The 20,222-nt window shown below is 58.9% G+C and carries 22 protein-coding genes; 9 read left to right on the top strand and 13 right to left on the bottom strand.

What is annotated here, in order from left to right; genetic code table 11:
• Positions 1 to 84 precede the first annotated feature (84 nt).
• The 6 genes from FPT12_RS25460 to FPT12_RS25485 all read right to left on the bottom strand — a co-directional run bounded on the left by FPT12_RS25460 (position 85) and on the right by FPT12_RS25485 (position 7,015).
• Positions 85 to 2,178: an LTA synthase family protein gene (locus FPT12_RS25460; protein ID WP_145021851.1), complete on the bottom strand. Its 2,094-nt coding sequence runs from the start codon at positions 2,176 to 2,178 to the stop codon at positions 85 to 87.
• 316 nt (positions 2,179 to 2,494) lie between these two features.
• Positions 2,495 to 3,370: a polyamine aminopropyltransferase gene (gene speE, locus FPT12_RS25465; RefSeq protein WP_123580367.1), complete on the bottom strand. Its 876-nt coding sequence runs from the start codon at positions 3,368 to 3,370 to the stop codon at positions 2,495 to 2,497.
• A 226-nt stretch (positions 3,371 to 3,596) separates the two neighbouring features.
• Positions 3,597 to 3,788: a PLDc N-terminal domain-containing protein gene (locus FPT12_RS25470; protein ID WP_054593487.1), complete on the bottom strand. Its 192-nt coding sequence runs from the start codon at positions 3,786 to 3,788 to the stop codon at positions 3,597 to 3,599.
• A 76-nt stretch (positions 3,789 to 3,864) separates the two neighbouring features.
• Positions 3,865 to 4,395, bottom strand: a complete 531-nt coding sequence (locus FPT12_RS25475; RefSeq protein WP_145021719.1) for a hypothetical protein — start codon at positions 4,393 to 4,395, stop codon at positions 3,865 to 3,867.
• Between the two features lie 166 nt (positions 4,396 to 4,561).
• Positions 4,562 to 5,080, bottom strand: coding sequence for an ankyrin repeat domain-containing protein (locus FPT12_RS25480; protein WP_145021722.1), 519 nt, complete (start codon positions 5,078 to 5,080; stop codon positions 4,562 to 4,564).
• Between the two features lie 96 nt (positions 5,081 to 5,176).
• A complete protein-coding gene (locus tag FPT12_RS25485; RefSeq protein ID WP_145021725.1) occupies positions 5,177 to 7,015 on the bottom strand; it encodes a long-chain-acyl-CoA synthetase in 1,839 nt (612 codons plus the stop codon).
• Positions 7,016 to 7,419: 404 nt separating this feature from the next.
• Here FPT12_RS25485 and FPT12_RS28235 point away from each other — a divergent pair, with 404 nt between their 5' ends.
• Positions 7,420 to 7,698: a DUF3509 domain-containing protein gene (locus FPT12_RS28235; protein WP_024264778.1), complete on the top strand. Its 279-nt coding sequence runs from the start codon at positions 7,420 to 7,422 to the stop codon at positions 7,696 to 7,698.
• A gap of 67 nt (positions 7,699 to 7,765) precedes the next feature.
• On the opposite strand, the gene FPT12_RS25495 is transcribed toward FPT12_RS28235, so the two are convergent.
• The 6 genes from FPT12_RS25495 to aroC form a co-directional block, all read right to left on the bottom strand.
• Positions 7,766 to 7,999, bottom strand: a complete 234-nt coding sequence (locus FPT12_RS25495; protein WP_054593490.1) for a response regulator transcription factor — start codon at positions 7,997 to 7,999, stop codon at positions 7,766 to 7,768.
• 245 nt (positions 8,000 to 8,244) lie between these two features.
• The gene (gene mtnC / locus FPT12_RS25500; protein ID WP_145021728.1) at positions 8,245 to 8,928 is read right to left on the bottom strand and encodes an acireductone synthase; all 684 of its coding nucleotides are present in this window, start codon (positions 8,926 to 8,928) and stop codon (positions 8,245 to 8,247) included.
• Positions 8,929 to 8,932: 4 nt separating this feature from the next.
• The gene (locus FPT12_RS25505) at positions 8,933 to 9,478 is read right to left on the bottom strand and encodes an acireductone dioxygenase (RefSeq protein ID WP_054593491.1); all 546 of its coding nucleotides are present in this window, start codon (positions 9,476 to 9,478) and stop codon (positions 8,933 to 8,935) included.
• A gap of 76 nt (positions 9,479 to 9,554) precedes the next feature.
• Entirely contained in the window at positions 9,555 to 10,175 is a 621-nt protein-coding gene (locus tag FPT12_RS25510; protein WP_145021731.1) for a methylthioribulose 1-phosphate dehydratase, read from the bottom strand.
• Positions 10,172 to 11,317, bottom strand: a complete 1,146-nt coding sequence (locus FPT12_RS25515; protein ID WP_145021734.1) for an MFS transporter — start codon at positions 11,315 to 11,317, stop codon at positions 10,172 to 10,174. The genes FPT12_RS25510 and FPT12_RS25515 overlap by 4 nt, the downstream gene beginning before the upstream one ends.
• Positions 11,318 to 11,351: 34 nt before the next feature.
• A complete protein-coding gene (gene aroC / locus FPT12_RS25520; RefSeq protein ID WP_145021737.1) occupies positions 11,352 to 12,443 on the bottom strand; it encodes a chorismate synthase in 1,092 nt (363 codons plus the stop codon).
• 139 nt (positions 12,444 to 12,582) lie between these two features.
• On the opposite strand from aroC, the gene FPT12_RS25525 reads away from it, so the two are divergent.
• Positions 12,583 to 13,548, top strand: a complete 966-nt coding sequence (locus tag FPT12_RS25525) for an alpha/beta hydrolase (protein WP_145021740.1) — start codon at positions 12,583 to 12,585, stop codon at positions 13,546 to 13,548.
• 99 nt (positions 13,549 to 13,647) lie between these two features.
• Complete coding sequence (locus tag FPT12_RS25530; protein ID WP_145021743.1) at positions 13,648 to 14,439, top strand: hypothetical protein; 792 nt, start codon at positions 13,648 to 13,650, stop codon at positions 14,437 to 14,439.
• A 53-nt stretch (positions 14,440 to 14,492) separates the two neighbouring features.
• Here FPT12_RS25530 and prmB read toward each other — a convergent pair whose 3' ends face one another.
• On the bottom strand, positions 14,493 to 15,401 hold the full coding sequence (gene prmB / locus FPT12_RS25535; RefSeq protein WP_145021746.1) for a 50S ribosomal protein L3 N(5)-glutamine methyltransferase: 909 nt from the start codon (positions 15,399 to 15,401) through the stop codon (positions 14,493 to 14,495).
• Positions 15,402 to 15,640: 239 nt separating this feature from the next.
• Between prmB and FPT12_RS25540 the strand changes: the two genes are divergently transcribed.
• The 6 genes from FPT12_RS25540 to FPT12_RS25565 all read left to right on the top strand — a co-directional run bounded on the left by FPT12_RS25540 (position 15,641) and on the right by FPT12_RS25565 (position 20,219).
• Positions 15,641 to 16,231, top strand: a complete 591-nt coding sequence (locus FPT12_RS25540; protein WP_145021749.1) for a cysteine hydrolase family protein — start codon at positions 15,641 to 15,643, stop codon at positions 16,229 to 16,231.
• Between the two features lie 132 nt (positions 16,232 to 16,363).
• The gene (locus FPT12_RS25545) at positions 16,364 to 16,684 is read left to right on the top strand and encodes a hypothetical protein (protein ID WP_145021752.1); all 321 of its coding nucleotides are present in this window, start codon (positions 16,364 to 16,366) and stop codon (positions 16,682 to 16,684) included.
• Between the two features lie 75 nt (positions 16,685 to 16,759).
• Entirely contained in the window at positions 16,760 to 17,317 is a 558-nt protein-coding gene (locus FPT12_RS25550) for a Smr/MutS family protein (RefSeq protein ID WP_019693028.1), read from the top strand.
• A 77-nt stretch (positions 17,318 to 17,394) separates the two neighbouring features.
• Complete coding sequence (gene folE / locus FPT12_RS25555) at positions 17,395 to 17,940, top strand: GTP cyclohydrolase I FolE (protein WP_019693029.1); 546 nt, start codon at positions 17,395 to 17,397, stop codon at positions 17,938 to 17,940.
• A gap of 103 nt (positions 17,941 to 18,043) precedes the next feature.
• Positions 18,044 to 18,415, top strand: coding sequence for a glutathione S-transferase N-terminal domain-containing protein (locus FPT12_RS25560; protein WP_145021755.1), 372 nt, complete (start codon positions 18,044 to 18,046; stop codon positions 18,413 to 18,415).
• Between the two features lie 454 nt (positions 18,416 to 18,869).
• Entirely contained in the window at positions 18,870 to 20,219 is a 1,350-nt protein-coding gene (locus tag FPT12_RS25565) for an NCS2 family permease (protein WP_145021758.1), read from the top strand.
• Positions 20,220 to 20,222 lie beyond the last annotated feature (3 nt).

Below are 20,222 nucleotides of genomic sequence, written 5' to 3' on the forward strand. Positions count from 1 at the left end.
ACCGAAGTATCCGATCAAAAATAAAAATGCCAGTCAGCTTAACTGACTGGCATTACCCTCGCGGGCCTCTTTTTTATTGATGCATTACTTGGTCTGCATGCTTTCGGTCACACCTGCGGTGTTATCCAGCAAGCTCTTGGTCGCCGTTTGCAGGAACGCTTCCAGCTTGAGCTTCAGCTCAGCGGTACGCGGTGCATTCGGGATGACTTCGGCATGCGGGTTGGCTCCCAGCTGATACTGGTACATCTTCGGATCCATTTCCTTTTCCTTGGGCACAATCAGGATCTGGTCCGCCGTAACGATGGCCGTGGTCTGTTCAGTACCCGATGGCTTGATCACACCAAAACCGGTGTCGCCTTGCGGCAGGTTGAGCAGGTCTCGTCCCCAGCACTGTTGACGCACTTCGCCACCGAGGCGGCCCATGATGGTCGGCACGATGTCGATCTGAGTCCCCACGGTGTGGTCACGCTGACCGAACTTTTCCTGGATGCCCGGTGCAATCATCAGCATCGGCACGTTGAAGCGGCCCAGGTCCATTTCGGTGATTTGACGCTCGTTGCCGAAACCATGGTCGCCCACGATGACAAACAGGGTTTCCTTGAAGTACGGCTCTTTACGGGCCTTTTCAAAGAACTGCCCCAACGCCCAGTCGGCGTAACGCATGGCGGTCAAATGCTCGTTCAGGCTGCCACGATCAGTGACTTTTTCAACCGGCAATGGCGTCGGCAAGGCATAGGGAGTGTGGTTGGACAGGGTTTGCAGCAGCGCGTAGAACGGCTTGCCTTCGCGCGCCTTGAGTTCCTGCAGGCCACGGTCGAACATGTCCTGGTCGGACACGCCCCACGTCGGGTCGGAGAACACCGGGTTGACGTAGTCGTTACGCCCGATGAAGTTGGTCATGCCCTGGTTGCTGAAAAAGCCCGACTGGTTGTCCCAGGCAAAATCACCGTTGTAGACATACACGTCGTCGTAGTTACGGGCGCTGAGCAACTGTGGCAGGCCGGACAGCTTGTGGCTGCCTTCCGGGGTCTGCATCAGGTATTCGAAACCTGGCAGGTTCGGGAAGCAGGCCATGGTGGCGAACATGCCCTGGTGGGTATGCGTACCGTTGGAGAAGAAGCGGTCGAACAACAGGCCTTCTTTCGACAACTTGTCGAGATTTGGCGTGATGTTGCCAGGCGCGCCCAAGGCACCTACCGAGTGACCGGCCATGCTTTCCATCAGGATCACAACGACGTTCTTGATCGGCAGGGTCTTGTCGGCCGGCGGCGTGTAATCGCGGCGTACCGCAGCGATATCGGCATCAACCAGCTTGTCGTCCGGCATCACCAGCATATCGCGGACAATTTTCTGGGCCTCAGACTGCTCCATGGTCGGCTTCCAGATATTGTCGCGCTCTTCGGACATGCGGCTCTTCGCGGCAGCAACCAGCTGCAGCGTGCCGTTCAGGCCCAACTGGTTGGCGAAGTTCGAGTCGGTGGTGTAAACGTCACCCCAACGCAGCGGTGGCCCCTGACGCAGCGTGCCACGGGCAGCCACGACGCAGATCAACAGGCACACCACGAAGACCGCGATGCGCGCGTACCACGGGGCGACTTGACGAGTGCTGATAGCGCCACCGCTGAACGGGCCGCGTGGGCGGGTTGCACGGTCGGCGCCCTTGAACGCCAGGCTCAGCAACCAGGTACCAACGGCCCAGGCCAACAGATAACGGACGACCGGGAAGCCGTACCAGAGCATGCTCATGACGGTTTTCGGGTCTTCCTTCACATACTGGAAGACCAGGCCGTTGAGGCGCTGGTGGAACTCACGGTAGAAGTCCATTTCCATCAGGCCGAGGAACAGCGCGATGCTCGAGGCGATGGTCAGCCAGAACCGGAACAGACCACGAGCAGCCATCGCCCGGACACTGAACAGGGCCAGCAATAGCGGAATGCTGAAGTAGACCACCAGGCGCAGGTCGAAGCGCAGGCCGTTGGCAAAGGCTTCGAGGAAGGTCGAGGCGGGTGTGTTGAGGATCATCTCCCGGTTGTACACCAGCAGCGCAATGCGCAGCAGGGAGAGCATCGCCATCATGACGACAGCGCAGAGCAGTGTATACGCCAGATGCGATTTGACGGTCGGTTGCAGCAAGCGATTCGAAGCTCGCTGCTGACTCAGGGCGTCCGGGTTAGCCATGTCGTTTGTAGGACTCATTGGAGGTTGAAGTTTCAAAGTTGTTGCGGCGCCCTACCCTCTCATTGCGGTTACTTGCAGGAAGTGGTGGGAGCTTGCACGATGCGTAAATGGTGCATGATCACTCGCCGCATTGCCATTCATTACTGGCAAGCGCCCCCCTCTGCCCGACTTCCAGGGCTCTGGAACAAGAGTCACAGGGGGGGTGAGTGTTAAATCAGCGTGGGGTGAATTGTCTTGGAGCGTTTGTGAAAATTTCGTACAACGCATATCTGGAAACACAAAAAAGGGCCTTGCGGCCCTTTTCGCTCAGCCCGGCTTAATCATTACTTGGCTTGTTCACTGCTTGCAGCACGTACTGTGGAAGCGCGAATGCGCCGATATGGATTTCCGGATTGTAGTAGCGCGTGATGATGCCGCTGCCAGCAAAACGCTGACTCAGGGTTTCGCGCGACAGCTTGCGGTAAGCCGTGTTGGTCGCGCCCCAGGCAAACGTCATGGCACCGCCGATATAGGTCGGCACTGCAGCCTGATAGAAATGCCAGTCCGGAAACAGACTGCGCAAGCGACCGGCAGTGGTCTTCACTTCTTCGATCTGCATGAACGGCGTGCCGTTCTGGGTCACCAGAATACCGCCTTCATTCAGGCAGCGGCGGCAGGCCTGGTAGAAATTCTCCGAGAACAGCACTTCACCCGGACCGATCGGGTCGGTGGAGTCGGAGATGATCACGTCGAATTTTTCCTGGGTGGTGGCGACGAAACGCATGCCATCGTCGATCACCAGGTTCAGGCGTGGATCATCGAACGCACCTTTGGAGTGGTTCGGCAGGAATTCCTTGCACATGTCGACCACCGTGCCGTCGATTTCGACCATGGTGATATGTTCGACGCTGCGGTGCTTGGCCACTTCACGCAGCATGCCGCCGTCGCCACCACCAATGATCAATACGCGCTTGGCGGAGCCGTGAGCCAGGATCGGCACGTGGGTGAGCATCTCGTGGTAGATGAACTCGTCGGCTTCGGTGGTCTGGATCACGCCGTCCAGCGCCATGACCCGGCCCATGCGCGGGTTCTCGAAAATCACCAGGTGCTGGTGCTCGGTGCGCACTTCGTGCAGCAGTTTTTCCATGCGAAAACGCTGGCCGTAGCCTTCGTAGAGGGTTTCCAGGTACTCGCTGGTCTTGGTGGTGCTCATGGGAAGTCCCCCGGTAAATGCTGGTGGCAACGGACGGTCACCCGCCCATGATGGACAATCGCAGGCGCCGGGCAGGCGATTGTCCACGGAAAGGCGCGCATTCTACGTCGCCGAACATGACAGGTCGAACCTTCGTCAGACCAAAGATCACTCAAACACACAATGAACCCTGTGGGAGCTAGCTTGCTCGCTCACACAGGGTGACGTGTCGACATAGAGGGCGGTGTCAGAACCGTACGTTGCCCCGAGGCCCCGCAATTGCCCAAATAACCAGGCCCAGTACCGGAAGCAGGAGAATCAGCAGCACCCAGATGATTTTCATCCCGGTTTCTGCACCGCTTTTAAGCACGTTGATGATCGCCCAGATATCCAGCGCGAGGATGATCAGGCCAACCAGGCCATTGAAGGTGGAACCCATGGTGTCGCTCCCAGGAGAAGAATTTCCCCCTTAGGATAGTCGGGCCTGACGAGGGCTCCGTTTTATTACGTTTGGCTTAAACGTGGATCGCCACTTTCAGCGCTTCCAGGGACGGCGCCGCGGCAATCCCGATGTGCGCACACAACTCCAGCACCCGTGGGACATCGTTGCCATAGACCAGCACGACCTGAATCTCGTCATCGAGCAGCTGGCTGAAGTTCATCAGCGTGTAGCCGCCGTTTTCCGGGTTCATGCTGCCCATCTGGATCTGGATGCGGTTGAGTGCAGTCAACGCTTCGGTCTTGGCCAGTTGCTTGGGCTTGATGTTGAACGCCACGCCCGGGCCGAAAGACGCAACGATCTGTGCGAGCAGGTCCATGTAGGTGTCGGCCTGGAACAGCACGGTTTCCGGCAGGCTGCCGACCACCACCCATTCACCCAGCGGGATCGGGAAAGTGTCGTCGTAGTTGATGTCCGGGTTGGCCGCCAGAAACGCCTCGGGATCGGCATAGGCCTGGGCGGCTTCATCGGCGATCTGCACAATTTCCGCCTCGCTCATGCAGCCGGAGCTGATTTTGCTGATGAGTTCGATGAGTGCGGCTTTCATGGGCGGATCCTGTAGCGAGGGAAATTTGAGGGCGCGAAGGATAGCGCATTCGCGAATGGATACCGAGCCCAGGAGTCGGCGCAATCAAGCTCGTACGTCATCTGTAGCAGCTGCCGAGCCTGCGAGGCAGCTGCTACAGATCATGCGGCGCGTTCCTCGCCACGGATCAGCCGAGCAGCTTCTGCAACTGTGCCGTAGTATCTGCCGCGCCCATGGTCCTGGCCGCGTCCAGGGCGCTGATGCCGTTGGCGTCCTTGGCCTTGGGATCCGCACCTTTGCTGATCAGGTAGTCGACGATTGCAGTGCGATTGAACATCGCGGCCATCATCAACGCGGTGCGGCCGTCAAAGGACGAACCTTCAACCTCGGCGCCACCCTCAACCAGGGCGGTCACCACTGCCAGATCGCCTTTGAACGCCGCGCCAGCAATCGGACTTTGGCCATTTTCGTTGCGGATCTCTGGATCGGCCTTGTGCTCAAGCAGCACTTTCACTGCATCGACGTGGCCGTGATAGGCGGCCAGCATCAGCAAGGTGTCGCCCTTGTGGTTACGCAGGTTCGGCGGCAGGCCTTTGCTCAGCAGTGCGGCGAGCATTGCCGCGTCGCCATCGCGGGCCTTGTTGAACACCTGTTCGGCAAACTCCGCGGCTTCTTCCGGGGTCATCTGGCGGGATTTGTCTGACATTGGGGACTCCACATTCGGTCAATCGCAAAGTCGCTAGTTTCCTTAAGCAGCCTGACACCCGCCACCCCTTTTTTTCTCGTCCGGCCATAGCCAGAATCAATAACGGAACTTGCCAGCGTGGATATCCGCCAGTACCTGTTCGGTGATCTGCACATAAGTGTCCGAGCCCGGCAGCCAGGCGTAGACCGGATCGTCGCCGGTTTTGCGCGGATCGAAGGCTTCATCCTTGAGGTGGGTCTTCTGGTACTTGAAGGTCCCGGTGGTCTCCATTTTCACTTTCACCCGTAAAAACAGCGGCACCGCATAGGCCGGCAGGTGTTGGCGAGCGAAGCTCAGCAACTCGCTGAAGTCCAGGGTCGCCAGGGATTCAGCCGGGGTAATCGCAGCCATGCCGGCACGGCCATTGGTGTTGTTGATCTCGACACCATAGGCCACCGCCTCGGCGATGTGGGAGTGCTTCAAGAGGATGTTCTCGACCTCGGTGGTCGACACGTTCTCGCCCTTCCAGCGGTAGGTATCGCCGAGGCGGTCGACAAACTGTGCATGACCAAAACCGATGCTGCGCAGCAAGTCGCCAGTATTGAAGTAGCGATCGCCCTTCTCGAAGACATCGTGGAGTACGACTTTTTCGGTCTTCTGCGGGTCGGTGTAGCCATCGAGCGGCGCTTTGTCATCGATCTTTGCCAGCAACAGGCCTTGCCGGCCCTTGCCGACTTTCTGCATGAAACCCTTGCCGTTGCGGATCGGCGTGCAGCTGTCGTGGGCGTACTCGACCAACGCCCAGGACATCAGCGAGAAGCCGATGGTGTTGTCGAAGTTGAGGATGTTGCTGAAGCCGATATTGCCGTCGCTGGCGGCGTACAACTCGCAAATGTGATTGACCCCGAAGCGCCGTTTGAACTCGCTCCAGACGCCGGGGCGCAAGCCGTTGCCGATCATCTTCAGCACCGCGCTATCACGGTCGGCGGCGCTCGGCGGTTGGTCAATCAGGTAACGGCACAACTCGCCGACGTAGCCGATGGTGGTCGCCTGGTATTTGCGTGCGTCATTCCAGAACTGGCTGGCGCTGAACTTGCGCCGAATGGCAAAGCCCGACGCCCCGCAAACTGCCGACCCCCAGCACACGCACAACCCCGTGGCGTGGTACAGCGGCAAGGTGCAGTAGATGACATCGTCGGGGGTCATATCCAACGCGATCAACCCGAAACTGGCGGAGGTCTTCATCCAGCGACCATGCTTGAACACTCCGGCCTTGGGCAATCCGGTCGTACCGGAGGTGTAGATATAGAAGCAAGGGTCGTTGAGGTACACCTGCTGGCTGCTGAGCGGGTTATCGCTCGGGTAATCGGCGCTGACGCACATCAGGTTGATGAAGCCTGCGGGCACCGAACCGGGATCACGGGAAGTGTCCTGATCGGCCACCCACCAGGTTCTTGCGGTATCGATTGCAACCTGCTCGCGGATCGCCGAATACGCCCCGACCAACTCCTCGCCCACAACGATTGCCACGGGCTCAACCAGATTCACGCTGTGCACCAGCGCCTGTTGGGTTTGCGAGGTATTGAGCATGGCGCTGATCGCACCAACCTTGGCCACCGCCAGCACCGTGACCAGCAGTTCCGGGCGGTTTTCGATGAAGACCCCGACCACATCACCTTTGCCAATGCCCTGGGCAATCAGATAGTGAGCAAGGCGGTTGGCCCACTGATTGACCTGTGCATAACTGAGTTTGAGCTCACCTTGCAGCAGTGCCGGACCATTGGGATTGCGATGCGTCGCTTGCTCGAAGCTCCAACCGAGGCCGCAAGGTTGATCCGGCTGTTTGACATTGGCGACTTTAAGCCCCCTGACCACCCGTGGCAGGGCTTTCGCAATGGACGGCAACTTACGGAGCATCATGCCCCAGGTGATCATGTCGTTTGACGCGAGACTCATGGTTGCTCCCGTTCGGCCCTTGATGTCAGGCCTGTTTTGTTATTGTCGGGCGAACATTTGGTCGCAGGTGTTCAGGCAACTTCATCCCTGAATGAGAGACGACAGATAACCTCTGGTTAGAGATTCAAATAAACGTGGAAGCGTTGATTCAAGCCAAAAAGTACGCCCGCACTTATGCCGCTGTACACGCGGTTTTTGAAATGTTTTGTATCCGGGTCGATACTGCGGCAAGCACGCAAAATGCAGGATGCACGATGGCCACTCATGCAAAATGCACGATGCCGAAAAAACTCACGTTTTCTATATTATTGATTTATAAGAATTTTTATAAACACCCATACTGGCACAATCAGTGCACCTATCACTCCATGCTTGCCATTCAAGTGCAAACGGAGCTGATCGACATGAGCCTGATCCAGGAAAAATTTTCGTCCCTGTTCTCCAACTTCGACGTCACCACGCAAGCACGCCCTGACGGCGGTATTCTGCTGACGCTCAATAGCAGCGATGGCCGAGTGTTCAAACGCTCGATTTCATACGCTCAATTGCATGCCGGTGATCAACTGTCCTGGGTTATCAGTGCCATTCGCCGTGACTTGGCCGAACAGGCCAGCGAACTGCCGCAGATTTCGATGCTGCAAAGCCAGCAGCGTTTCGCCTTGCCGACCTATCACTCGAGATAAGCACCAACCGTTCACACCTTTCAGGTCGTGCAAGCCTTGCGTTGCATGGCCTGAGTGCGTTTTGAGCTCAGCTCAACAAGCCACGATTAACCGCCTCGCCGACCGCTTGAGCACGGTTGGTGACTTCGAGCTTGGAGTAGATATTGCTCAGGTGAAACTTCACCGTCGCCTCGGAAATGTCCCGAATCACACTGATTTCCCACACCGTTTTGCCGGCCTTGGCCCAATACAGAATCTCCAGTTCCTTTTCGCTCAGCGGTTTGCCTGCCGGATCCGGACGCTGTCGCTTTGGTGTTTTCATCCTTAGCCCTCTCACCAGGAGTCCGCACCATTGCCAAGCGCAAAAAGTGCCTGGATAAGCGAACAAACTTAAGGGCCGAAGAGTTACACAAGGAAAAGATTAAACAAGTAAGGAAAACCACAAACAGGCATGGCCGACTTATCAACAGGCAACTTCCTACACGTCCTACAGACGTGCGTTGGCCGTGATGTTAGTCCGTGATGGAAAGTCGGCTGACCGCGTGAGTTGCAGTCAGCCATAGCTACTCAGAACGTGGCGGGATCGATCTGTGAAAAGCTGCTGACGTTCAGATGCCCGGCGAGTTCACCGCCTTCGCGCACCAACCCGCAGGTGGCCATGCCGGCCTCGCGGGCGGCATCCAGCTCCTGAACAATGTCGGAGAGAAACAGGATTTGCGCAGGCTCGCAGCCAATGGCTTGAGTAATGTGCTGATAGGACTGCGCCTCACGCTTGGGCCCTGAGGTGGTATCGAAGTAGCCGCTGAACAGTGGCGTCAAATCACCGGCCTCGGAGCAACCGAAGATCAACTTCTGGGCCTGGATCGAACCAGACGAGTAAACAAACAGTTGATACCCTGCCTGATGCCAGCGCTTCAGCGCGTCGACCGCGTCCGGATAAACATGGCCCTTCAGCTGCCCGGCCTGATAACCCTGCTCCCAGACCATCCCTTGCAACGCCTTGAGTGGCGTGGCCTTGCGGTCTTCGGCAATCCAGCCCAGCAGGATTTCGATCACCCGCTCGACGTCAGCGCCAGGTTCGGCGCTGTCCTGGCGAACGGCGTCGATCTGCCGGGCTACGTCGGCCCGTTGCGCCTGCAGACGGACAAAGTCCGGCAAGTGTTTGGCGGCGTAGGGAAACAGCACCTCGAACACAAAACTCACCGCGCTGGTGGTGCCTTCAATGTCGGTGAGAATGGCTTTGATCGTCATGCCATCAGTCCTCGAGGCGCGGGAAGCGACTGGCGATGTCGTCGCCGGTGAAGTTGGCCACCCAGCCTTCAGGGTTGTTGAACAGCCGAATCGCCACGAAGTGCGGGTGCTCGCCCATGTCGAACCAGTGTGCAGTACCGGCGGGCACCGAAATCAGGTCGTTTTTCTCGCAGAGCACGGCGTACACGTAGTCGTCGATGTGCAAAGTAAACAGGCCACGGCCCGCGACGAAAAATCGTACTTCGTCTTCGCCATGGCGATGCTCTTCCAGAAACTTGGCGCGCAATTCGGCTTTTTGCGGGTGATCGCTGTTAAGGCTGACCACGTCGACGGTGATGTAACCGCGCTCGGTCATCAACTGATCGATCTGCACCTGATAAGCGGCAATCACTTCTTCCTGGCTGGCACCGGGCTGGATCTTCGCCGCGGCTTGCCAACGGTCGAAGCGCACACCTTTTTCGGCCAGGGTCGAGGCGATATCGTCGAAATGGGTCAGGACCTTGTTCGGCAGGTCCGGGCTTGAAACGTGGTAAACGGACAGGCTGCTCATGTTGGCAATTCCTCGTTAGCGGCGCTGCCGTCCAGCTTTTACAGGCCGATCAGGCAACGCGTTTCATCAGGCGGTTTTAACGGTTAATCAACGCGCGCATTTTCAGCTCGCATTCAAACAGGAACTCAAACGCTTCGATCTGCCGCAACGCATCACTCATCTTCGGGCCCCAGGTGTAGAGGCCATGACCGCGAATCAGGTAACCGACACACTCGGGATGGTCGTCGAGCCATGGCTGGACTTTGGACGCCAGGCGCCCGATGTCCTGATCGTTGTCGAAGATCGGCACCCGCACCCTGGATTCATGGGTCGAGATCCCGCTGAAGGCTTTTTGCAGTTCGTAGTCTTCAAACGTAATGACCGGACTCTGCAGCAGCCGCGACAACACCGTGGCATTGACCGAATGGGTGTGCAGCACCGCACCGATGTCGGCCCGCCAATTATATAACTGGGTGTGCAACAGGGTTTCGGCAGACGGCTTCTTGCCCGGCTCCAGGCTGTTGCCCGACATATCCGTGGCCAGCACGTCATCAATCCCCAGCTGACCTTTGTGTTTACCGGAAACGGTCAACAGGGCTTCGGTGGCCGACAGTCGCGTCGAATAGTTGCTGCTGGTGGCGGGCGACCAGCCTCGGCCATACAAAAAACGCCCGGCGTCGATGATTTGCTGGGCGAGCTGTTCACGGGTAAGGCTCATGGCCTGTCCTCTTGCATACGTGTGGCAATGATAACGGCTGCAGCAAACGCTGCGAGACTGGCAATACTAAAGGTCAATGTAGCGCCCAGGGCATTCCAGCTGTAACCGGAATACAACGCGCCCAACGCCCCGCCGGTGCCGGCCAGTGCGGCGTACAACGCCTGGCCCTGCCCTTGCTGGCGTGCGCCGAAGCTACGTTGCACGAAATGGATGGCAGCGGCGTGAAAGCTGCCGAAGGTCGCTGCGTGCAGAATCTGCGCAAACAGCAGCACCCACAAGAATTCAGCGAACGAGCCGAGCAGCAACCAGCGTAACGCCGCCAGCAGGAAACTCGCCATCAGCACCCGGCGCACCGAGAAGCGCCCAAGGATCTTGCTCATGAACAAAAACATCAGGACTTCGGCCACTACCCCCAACGCCCAGAGCATGCCGATCACGCCGCGGCTATACCCCAGGCGCTCGAGGTGCAGGGTCAGAAAGGTGTAATACGGTCCATGGCTCATCTGCATCAGTGCCACGCAGCCATAAAACGCCAATACCCCGGGACTGCGCAGTTGCTTGAGAAAGCCCTCGCCCACCTGCCGGTTGCCCTGCGCCGGCTGGGCGTTCGGCACCCAGAGGCTGCTGATGATTATCCCGCCCATGATCACCACCAGCGTCACCGGGTAGATGTCCAGGCTCAACCATTCGAACAACCGCCCCAAGGCGACCACGGTGATGATGAAACCGATCGACCCCCACAAGCGGATCTGGCTGTAGCGCGACGTCTGGCCCTGCAAATGCGCGAGGGTGATTACCTCGAACTGCGGCAATACCGCATGCCAGAAGAACGCATGTAGCGCCATGACCATCGCCAGCCAGGCGTAGCTTTTGCTGACGAAGATCAGCGAAAAGCTCAGCAGCGTACAGATCGCGCCGAAGCGCACGATGGCCAGGCGCCGGCCGGTGTAGTCACCGAGCCAGCCCCAGATATTCGGTGCCACGCAGCGCATCAGCATCGGAATAGCCACCAGTTCGCCAATGCGCGCGCTGGAAAACCCCAGGTGATCGAAGTACAGCGCCAGGAACGGCGCGGTCGAACCGAGCAAGGCGAAATAGAACAGATAGAAGCTGGACAACCGCCAGTATGGAAGCGCCGCCACGGCCGTCAGACCGCGGCGACATCAGGGCGTGGCTTCACAGCTGGCCCAGCACCGGGGTGCTGACGCTCACGTCGGCGTTTTGTCCGCGATTGCGCAGCAGGTGGTCCATCAACACGATGGCCATCATCGCTTCGGCAATCGGCGTGGCGCGGATGCCGACGCAAGGGTCATGACGGCCCTTGGTAACGACGTCCACCGGGTTGCCGTGGATATCGATCGAACGGCCCGGCGTGGTGATGCTCGACGTTGGCTTGAGTGCCAGGTGCGCAACGATCGGTTGCCCCGAAGAGATGCCGCCCAGAATCCCGCCCGCGTTGTTGCTGAGGAAACCTTCCGGGGTCATTTCGTCACGGTGCTCGGTGCCGCGCTGGGCGACACTGGCGAAACCGGCGCCGATTTCCACGCCTTTCACCGCGTTGATGCTCATCAGCGCATGGGCCAGTTCGGCGTCGAGACGGTCGAAGATCGGTTCGCCGAGCCCCGGCTTCACCCCTTCGGCGACCACAGTGATCTTCGCGCCGACCGAATCCTGGTCGCGGCGCAATTGATCCATGTAGGCTTCAAGCTCTGGCACTTTGTCCGGGTCGGGGCTGAAGAAGGCGTTTTGCTCGACCGAGTCCCAGGTCTTGAACGGGATTTCGATAGGCCCGAGCTGGCTCATGTAGCCGCGAATGACGATGCCCTGGGTAGCCAGGTATTTCTTCGCAATGGCACCCGCGGCCACACGCATGGCGGTTTCCCGCGCCGAGCTGCGGCCACCGCCACGGTAATCGCGCTCGCCGTATTTGTGGTGATAGGTGTAGTCGGCGTGGGCCGGGCGGAACAGGTCCTTGATCGCCGAGTAGTCCTTGGACTTCTGGTCGGTGTTGCGGATCAGCAGACCAATCGCGCAACCGGTGGTGCGGCCCTCGAACACGCCAGAGAGGATTTCGACTTCGTCGGCTTCCTGGCGCTGGGTGGTGTGGCGGCTGGTGCCGGGCTTGCGGCGGTCCAGATCACGCTGCAAGTCTTCCAGGGACAGCTCAAGGCCCGCCGGGCAGCCGTCGACAATGGCGACCAACGCCGGGCCATGGCTTTCGCCCGCGGTGGTGACAGTGAACAGCTTGCCGTAGGTATTGCCGGACATGCAGGGCGCTCCGTGAAATCGCTGAGTGACTCAACCTGAAAATGTATTGCGGCGAGTATACGCAGGCTATCCGACTAGTTCATCCTCGAACCTTATCGGTGCCTGCTAGTCCAACCGACACCTTGTGAATGATGGCGTGATGATGCTGCGAGTTATTGCCTTGAGCCTTACCCTGTTTACCGGCCTGCTTTCCAATGTGGTTCAGGCCTCCGTTCTGCAACGTCCGGTCAGTCTGGATACCGGCAGCGGCGAGCTTTTCGGCTCGATGTTGCTGCCAAAGTCCGACAGCCCGGTGCCGGTTGTGCTGATCGTTTCCGGCTCGGGCCCTACCGATCGTAACGGCAATAACCCGGACGGCGGCAACAACGACAGCCTCAAGCGCCTGGCGTGGGTACTGGCCAAACACAACATCGCCAGCGTGCGTTACGACAAGCGCGGCGTAGCAGCCAGCCTCGCGGCGACCCCGGATGAACGCAATCTGACCCTTGAAGCCTACGTTGCCGACGCGGTGGCCTGGGGCCAAAAGCTCAAGTCCGACCCGCGTATGGGACCGTTGATTCTGCTCGGCCATAGCGAAGGTGCACTGGTGGCCACACTCGCCGCCCCGCAAGTCGATGCCGCCGCGGTGATTTCCCTGTCCGGCAGCGCCCGACCGGTGGATCAGGTCTTGCGTCAACAATTAAGCAATCGCCTGCCACCCGATCTGCTGCTGCGCAGCAATGAGCTGCTGGACAGCCTCAAGGCCGGGCATGTCGATGTCAATGTCCCGACACCGTTGCAGGTGATCTTCCGTCCCAGCGTGCAGCCGTACCTGATCAGCCTGTTTCGCCAGGACCCGGCAGCGGCTTTCGCCAAGCTGAAAATGCCGGCGCTGATCATCCAGGGCAGCAACGATATGCAGGTCGGTGTCGGTGACGCACGGATGCTTAAAGCGGCGAAACCGGATGCCCAACTGGCACTGATCGAAGGCATGAACCACGTCATGCGCATCGTGCCCAATGACGTCAAACGGCAATTGGCCTCCTACAAAGACCCGCAACTGCCCCTCGCCGTCGAGCTCGGGACTCAGATCTTGAGCTTTATTGACGGACTTCGCCCCAGTTAAGCCGGTGTTACCCTCCAGTCCTGGAAAAAACGGCCGATAAGCCTGTGTCGGCAGCCCATTGTCTGCCGCCAAGCAGGGCTTGGACAGGATCTCGCCGTTATGACTGATACCCAGAATTCACCCGATACTGCGCCAGAAACCACCGCCACTGAAGTGGTCGACCTGCCGTGGTCGGACGTCCAGGCCGAGCACCACAAGATGCTCCGCCTGGCGCCGCTGAAAACCGATCGAGCGACCGGTGGGCGGCCATTGCGCTTTGTCGAGTTCGGCTATGCCGAGCGCAACAGCAAAGAACGCAGCCTGCTGCGCATGAGCATTTCGCTGCCTGGCCAACGGGCGCGCAAAGAACAGAACCACCTGGATGTCTGGGTCGATCACGAGACCCATCGCGTGCACTTCGGCCCCGACAGCGGTCTGCAGATTGAACCGCTGAACCGTGGCATTGGCCGCTTTCTAGCGGCTCAAGGCATTACGTGGGCGAAGAAAAAGTGGTCGAGCTACACCGTCGACAGTGCAGACCTGAACAACAAGGACGCCCTCAACGAAGACACCCGCCTGCGCCGCGATCACTTCCTGCGCGTGCACGGCTTTGACGTGGTCTACGCCGACGCCCAACATTTGAAGGGCAGCGTCAAAGAGGTGAAAGTCGGCGATCTGCTTGGCGACTGGAACTCCGAAAAGCTGCAGTTCGTGGAAATCCTCGAAGCCGCGCAGATGCTCCAGCAAGCCGAGCAGAATCTGGCGGAGCAGGAAGTCAAACTGCAAAAGCAGGAAGAGAAAGTCAGCAAATACAAACGCGAGGACACCGGGCTACGCTTCACCATCACCTGTCTGGTGGCGTTTTCGGTGTTCCAGGCGGGACTGCTGATCTGGATTGCTACGCACCGCTAAGCAAAAAGATCGCGGCGACGATCGTTCCCACGCAGCGTGGGAACGATCAGTTGTCAGACGCGTGAAGCAAACAGCGCCTGATGCTGGCGGCATTGTTCGGCGCTGAGCATGAACACACCGTGACCGCCGCGCTCGAACTCCAGCCAGGCGAAATCGACTTCCGGGTACAACGCCTCGACGTGCACCTGGCTGTTGCCGACTTCAACGATCAGCAAGCCCTTCTCGGTCAGGTGATCCGCCGCTTCGGCGAGCATGCGCCGCACTAGGTTCAAACCATCGTCGCCACAGGCCAGACCCAGTTCGGGTTCGTGCTGGTATTCATCCGGCATGTCGGCAAAATCTTCGGCGTCAACGTAAGGCGGGTTGGACACGATCAAATCGAAACGCTGCCCTGGCAAACCGTCGAAGCCATCGCCCTGAACGGTGTACACGCGCTCATCGACGCCATGGCGCTCGATGTTCTGATTGGCCACTTCCAGCGCTTCGAAAGACAGGTCCGCCAACACCACTTCAGCGTTCTGGAACTCGTAGGCGCAGGCAATGCCGATGCAACCGGAACCGGTGCACAGGTCGAGAATCCGTGCAGGCTCGGCGCCCAGCCACGGCTCGAAACGTTTTTCGATCAGTTCGCCAATCGGCGAACGCGGAATCAATACACGCTCGTCAACGATGAACGACATCCCGCAGAACCAGGCTTCGCCCAACAGGTAAGCCGTCGGGATGCGCTCCTCGATTCGACGTTTGAGCAAGCGCTGCAGGTTGACCAGCTCGTCTTCTTCAAGACGGCAATCCAGGTAGCTATCGGCGATTTCCCATGGCAGGTGCAACGCACCCAACACCAGTTGACGGGCTTCGTCCCAGGCGTTGTCGGTCCCATGGCCGAAAAACAGATCCTCCCCATGAAAACGGCTGACAGCCCAACGAATGTGGTCGCGCAAGGTGCGCAGGCGGGAAGTGATCACGGGGGCAAACTCCTGAAAAAACGACTGGCGATTCTAACAGCCTAAACCCGCCCCGACGACGCAAGAAAGATCACCGGACGAATGTAGGATTGATCCTGATTTTCAGCTTTTGATTGAACATCTGCTCAGCTCTTGACAGGCTGCAGGCCAGCAACGACGGTGCCTACGATGGTAGCGATTCACAGAAGCGCTCAGCCAGAGGACAATGTCGCAAAAGCCCCACTCGAAGGAGCCCCAGAATGTCCGTTCCAAAAACGATGTTTCAACTCAGCGGTCGTGGTTACGCGCCGGCCAATCTGGCCCACGCGACGCTGGTGATCATCGATGCCCAGAAAGAGTACCTAAGCGGCCCGTTGGCCCTTTCCGGCATGAACGCCGCCGTCGACAACATCAAGCAATTGCTCGCGGCTGCCCGCAGGACGGGTCGGCCGATCGTCCATGTTCGCCACCTCGGCACCGTCGGTGGCCTGTTCGACCCACAGGGCGAACGCGGTGAATTCATCCCGGGCCTTGAGCCACTGGCTGACGAAACCGTCATCGGTAAATTGCTGCCCAGCGCGTTCCACGGCACCCCGTTGGAAAAACGCCTGCAAGACCTCGGCTCGCTGGACCTGATCGTCTGCGGTTTCATGAGTCACTCCAGCGTCAGCACCACCGTGCGCGCCGCGAAGAACCTGGGCTTTCGCTGCACCCTGGTCGAAGACGCCTGTGCCACCCGGGACCTGCCTCACAAAGGTGGAGTCCTCAGCGCCGAACATGTCCAGCAGACTGAAATGGCAATCATGGCCGACAACTTCGCGACCCTCGCCCAGACTCATGAACTGATCTGATCGAGCGCTTGATGAGCGGCCAACGCAGCCGCTCATCCGCAAAAACCTCTCATTCCCTGCAATTGCCTTAGCCTCAGGAACCACCCGGTCAACTCCCGGTCGAAGGGCCGATACCCATTGAGGAAGGTCGGAATGAAGAAATCCGATGGTTTTGACGCTCGCCGCTTGCGGCCCAAAGGCCCGCGCAACTGGCGTTATCGCTTTGGCGCGGCATTTTCCGCGCTGCTGGCAACCCTCGGCGTGTTGCTGGCGATGGCCGGTGCCGCCAGCCTGTTGGGCCACCCGCCGGCTCTCGGCGAGTTGAACACCAGCCCGGCCGGCGCCGCGGTGGTCCTGGCGATTGGCCTGTTGCTGCTGTATGTCGGTGTTGCGTTGTGGCGTCGCTGCCGCCGTCGGATGCGCCAACCGCGTGAGCTGAACCTGGCTCCGCACTTGATGAAAAAACATGACTGAGTGGTGCGCGTTGCGTTTTGACGCGCCCGATTCACCTCGACTTGGGTAAACTGGCCGCCCTTCGCGGAGGCTGACATGCAAGACGACGATTTTTCCCTGTTCAAAAGCGCGATCCAAGGCGTCAAGCCGATCAAGCACGATCGCGCTGAAACCGGCAAACCCAAAGCTGACCGCGCGCACATCGCCAAGCTGCGTCAAGCCGCCACCGTGCGCACCGATGCCACCACCGTTGACGGTCTGTCCGATCAGTTCGTGATCGATGTCGGCCCGGAAGACGAGTTGATGTGGGCGCGTGACGGCGTGCAGGAAAGCCAGATGCGCAAGCTGAAGGTCGGGCAGATCCCGTTCGAAGGCAGCCTCGACCTGCACGGCATGACCGTCGAAAAAGCCCGCGAGACACTGTGGGCTTTTCTCGCCGAAGCAACAAAATTCGAAATTCGCTGCGTGCGCGTGACCCACGGCAAGGCTGTACGCCTGGACGGCAAGCGGCCGATGATCAAAAGTCACGTCAACACGTGGCTGCGTCAGCATCCGCAGGTGCTTGGCTTCACCTCGTGCCAAGCCCGACACGGCGGTGCCGGAGCGGTTTATGTGATGCTCAAACGGACCATGATGGAAGGTCGCGACGAGTAAAGCTGATGCGCTACGCTTGCAGCGCCGTGTCCGCCGCCGTACCCTTGCCCTTTGCGTAAAATCCCACAGGTAGTTTCATGTCCCTGGAACAGAATTACACGGCGATCCTCGGCCAGCTTGGCGAAGATGCCACCCGCGAAGGCCTGCTCGACACGCCAAAGCGTGCCGCCAAAGCCATGCAGTACCTTTGCCGCGGTTATGAGCAGACGCTCGAAGAAGTCACCAACGGTGCCTTGTTCAGCTCCGACAACAGCGAAATGGTGCTGGTCAAGAACATCGAGCTCTACTCGTTGTGCGAACACCATTTGCTGCCGTTCATCGGCAAGGCACACGTTGCCTATATCCCGAGTGGCAAGGTGCTGGGCCTGTCGAAAGTCGCGCGGATCGTCGATATGTACGCCCGCCGCCTGCAGATCCAGGAAAACCTCAGCCGGCAGATCGCCGAAGCGGTCCAGCAAGTGACTGGCGCCCTGGGCGTGGCGGTGGTGATCGAAGCCCAGCACATGTGCATGATGATGCGCGGTGTAGAGAAACAGAACTCGTCGATGATCACCTCGGTGATGCTCGGTGAGTTCCGCGAAAACGCGGCGACCCGCAGCGAGTTTCTCAGCTTGATCAAGTAATCCGCTGTACGAAGAAAACCGGCATTCATCGCCGGTTTTTTTTCGCCTGTGAAAAATCAGGTAAGCTGCGCGCCTTTCTTCATTCGCCCGTGAGGCTTATACCGTGTTAGTAAAAGCGCTTCGTGTCGGCCTCGGCCAGCTGATCATTTTCATCGATTTCCTCACCCGCCCGAGCAAAAAGAAGCGCCCCGCCGCTGCTCAGGCCCAGGTCGAAAACGCAGCGAAAGGCCTGACGCTGTATCAGTTCCACGCCTGCCCGTTCTGCGTGAAAACCCGTCGCACCCTACGCCGCCTGAATGTGCCGGTGGCTCTGCGTGATGCGAAGAACAGCGAACAGGATCGTCAAACCCTGCTGGAGCACGGCGGCAAGATCAAGGTGCCGTGCCTGCGCATCGAAGAAAATGGCCAGACCACCTGGATGTATGAATCCAAGGTGATCATCGATTATCTGGACAAGCGTTTCTCTGCTGCCTGATGACGTTGCGGTGTTCTGACTGACGCCATCGTCGGATCGCCGCTCGGAGCGAGCTTGCTCGCGATGAGGCCCGCACAGATACCGCTGAACCCAGACAAAAATAAACCGGCCCATTCGCCGGTTTATTGGTTTTTACCCTTCCCTCACACCACCTTCACAGCCTGTGCCTGACACTCGACGCCGGCACACAGTTCGAGGAGTCGCTACGGCGTGAGCAGATCTCCGGGCGGCGATCCGACGATGGCGCCCTTTCTGGCGATATATCCCTATTGCCAATCTTTTCGTCTACAAAATCAAAAACATTATTTGCTTTATTTGTATACAAAAGCATAATCCGTTTCGTGCGAGTTCCTGACCAAACGGTCAACAAATTCGCAAGCACCTCAAAGAGCCGCTGCCCACCTCATGTGTCCGGCTCTGGAAATAACAATAAAACTCTTGAGGAGTACTCGCTGTGGAAAGCCGCAAATCCGAAGCCTCGACGCTGGAACTCTCGCCGCCGTTACGCACTGGCTGGCTGGAGCGCATTTTTAAACTCAGCTTGCATGGCACCACGGTGAAGACCGAGTTGATCGCGGGCATTACCACCTTCATCACCATGGCCTACATCATCTTCGTCAACCCCAACATCATGGCGGACGCCGGGATCGACCACGGCGCGGCCTTCGTCGCGACCTGCATTGCCGCTGCTCTCGGTTGCCTGTTGATGGGGCTGTACGCCAACTGGCCAGTTGGCCTTGCGCCAGGCATGGGCCTGAACGCCTTCTTTACCTACACCGTGGTCGGCACCATGGGCTACCACTGGGAAGCAGCGCTGGGCGCGGTGTTCATTTCCGGTGTGTTGTTCATGTTCCTGACGCTGTCGCGTGTGCGGGAATGGCTGCTCAACAGCATTCCAGTGAGCTTGCGTCACGCCATGGGCGCAGGCGTTGGCTTGTTCCTGGGGATCATCGGTCTGAAAACAGCTGGAATCATTGTCGCCAGCCCGGCCACGCTGATCAAACTGGGCAATCTGCGTGATCCTGCTCCCCTGCTGGCAGCCGTTTGTTTCCTGATGATTGCAGTGCTGAGTTACCACCGCGTGTTCGGCGCGATCCTGATCAGCATCATCACCGTGACCCTGGCAGGTTGGGGTCTGGGCCTGGTGCACTACGGCGGCATTCTGTCGACACCGCCAAGCCTGGCACCGACCTGGATGGCCATGGACATCGCCGGCGTGTTCAACGTCAGCATGATCAGCGTGGTGCTGGCGTTCCTCTTCGTGCACATGTTCGATACCGCCGGGACCCTGATGGGCGTGGCGCAACGGGCAGGTTTGGTCGGCGAAGACGGGAAGATCGAAAACCTCTCCCGCGCGTTGAAAGCCGACAGTGCGTCGAGCGTGTTCGGGGCGATGGTCGGTGTGCCGCCAGTGACCAGTTACGTGGAAAGTGCCGCCGGTGTGGCCGCCGGTGGTCGTACCGGTCTTACCGCAGTGACCGTAGGTGTGCTATTTATTGCCGCGATGTTCTTTGCGCCGCTGGCTGGCATGATCCCCGCTTACGCCACCGCCGGTGCGCTGATTTATGTGGCCATGCTGATGATGAGCGGCCTTGAGCACATCAAGTGGAGTGAAGCCACCGACAGCATTCCGGCAATCGTCACGGCCATCATGATGCCGCTGACCTTCTCGGTTGCCGACGGCATTGCGCTGGGCTTTATCACCTACGTGGTGCTCAAGGCCGGTACGGGTAAACACAAGGAAATTTCCATCAGTCTTTGGGTGCTGTGCGCGATCTTTATCGCCAAGTTCATTTTCTTGTAAGCG

Source organism: Pseudomonas sp. H3(2019), assembly GCF_007713465.1.
Taxonomy (GTDB): domain Bacteria; phylum Pseudomonadota; class Gammaproteobacteria; order Pseudomonadales; family Pseudomonadaceae; genus Aquipseudomonas.

Coding starts and splice junctions, on each gene's coding strand:
- FPT12_RS25460 (WP_145021851.1), bottom strand. CDS start 2,178: ATGGCTAACCCGGACGCCCTGAGTCAGCAGCGAGCTTCGAATCGCTTG.
- FPT12_RS25530 (WP_145021743.1), top strand. CDS start 13,648: ATGACTGATACCCAGAATTCACCCGATACTGCGCCAGAAACCACCGCC.
- aroC (WP_145021737.1), bottom strand. CDS start 12,443: ATGTCCGGCAATACCTACGGCAAGCTGTTCACTGTCACCACCGCGGGC.
- speE (WP_123580367.1), bottom strand. CDS start 3,370: ATGAGCACCACCAAGACCAGCGAGTACCTGGAAACCCTCTACGAAGGC.
- FPT12_RS25540 (WP_145021749.1), top strand. CDS start 15,641: ATGTCCGTTCCAAAAACGATGTTTCAACTCAGCGGTCGTGGTTACGCG.
- FPT12_RS25510 (WP_145021731.1), bottom strand. CDS start 10,175: ATGAGCCTTACCCGTGAACAGCTCGCCCAGCAAATCATCGACGCCGGG.
- mtnC (WP_145021728.1), bottom strand. CDS start 8,928: ATGACGATCAAAGCCATTCTCACCGACATTGAAGGCACCACCAGCGCG.
- FPT12_RS25480 (WP_145021722.1), bottom strand. CDS start 5,080: ATGTCAGACAAATCCCGCCAGATGACCCCGGAAGAAGCCGCGGAGTTT.
- FPT12_RS25485 (WP_145021725.1), bottom strand. CDS start 7,015: ATGAGTCTCGCGTCAAACGACATGATCACCTGGGGCATGATGCTCCGT.
- FPT12_RS25475 (WP_145021719.1), bottom strand. CDS start 4,395: ATGAAAGCCGCACTCATCGAACTCATCAGCAAAATCAGCTCCGGCTGC.
- FPT12_RS25525 (WP_145021740.1), top strand. CDS start 12,583: ATGATGCTGCGAGTTATTGCCTTGAGCCTTACCCTGTTTACCGGCCTG.
- FPT12_RS25545 (WP_145021752.1), top strand. CDS start 16,364: ATGAAGAAATCCGATGGTTTTGACGCTCGCCGCTTGCGGCCCAAAGGC.
- FPT12_RS25470 (WP_054593487.1), bottom strand. CDS start 3,788: ATGGGTTCCACCTTCAATGGCCTGGTTGGCCTGATCATCCTCGCGCTG.
- FPT12_RS25495 (WP_054593490.1), bottom strand. CDS start 7,999: ATGAAAACACCAAAGCGACAGCGTCCGGATCCGGCAGGCAAACCGCTG.
- FPT12_RS25505 (WP_054593491.1), bottom strand. CDS start 9,478: ATGAGCAGCCTGTCCGTTTACCACGTTTCAAGCCCGGACCTGCCGAAC.
- FPT12_RS25550 (WP_019693028.1), top strand. CDS start 16,760: ATGCAAGACGACGATTTTTCCCTGTTCAAAAGCGCGATCCAAGGCGTC.
- folE (WP_019693029.1), top strand. CDS start 17,395: ATGTCCCTGGAACAGAATTACACGGCGATCCTCGGCCAGCTTGGCGAA.
- FPT12_RS28235 (WP_024264778.1), top strand. CDS start 7,420: ATGAGCCTGATCCAGGAAAAATTTTCGTCCCTGTTCTCCAACTTCGAC.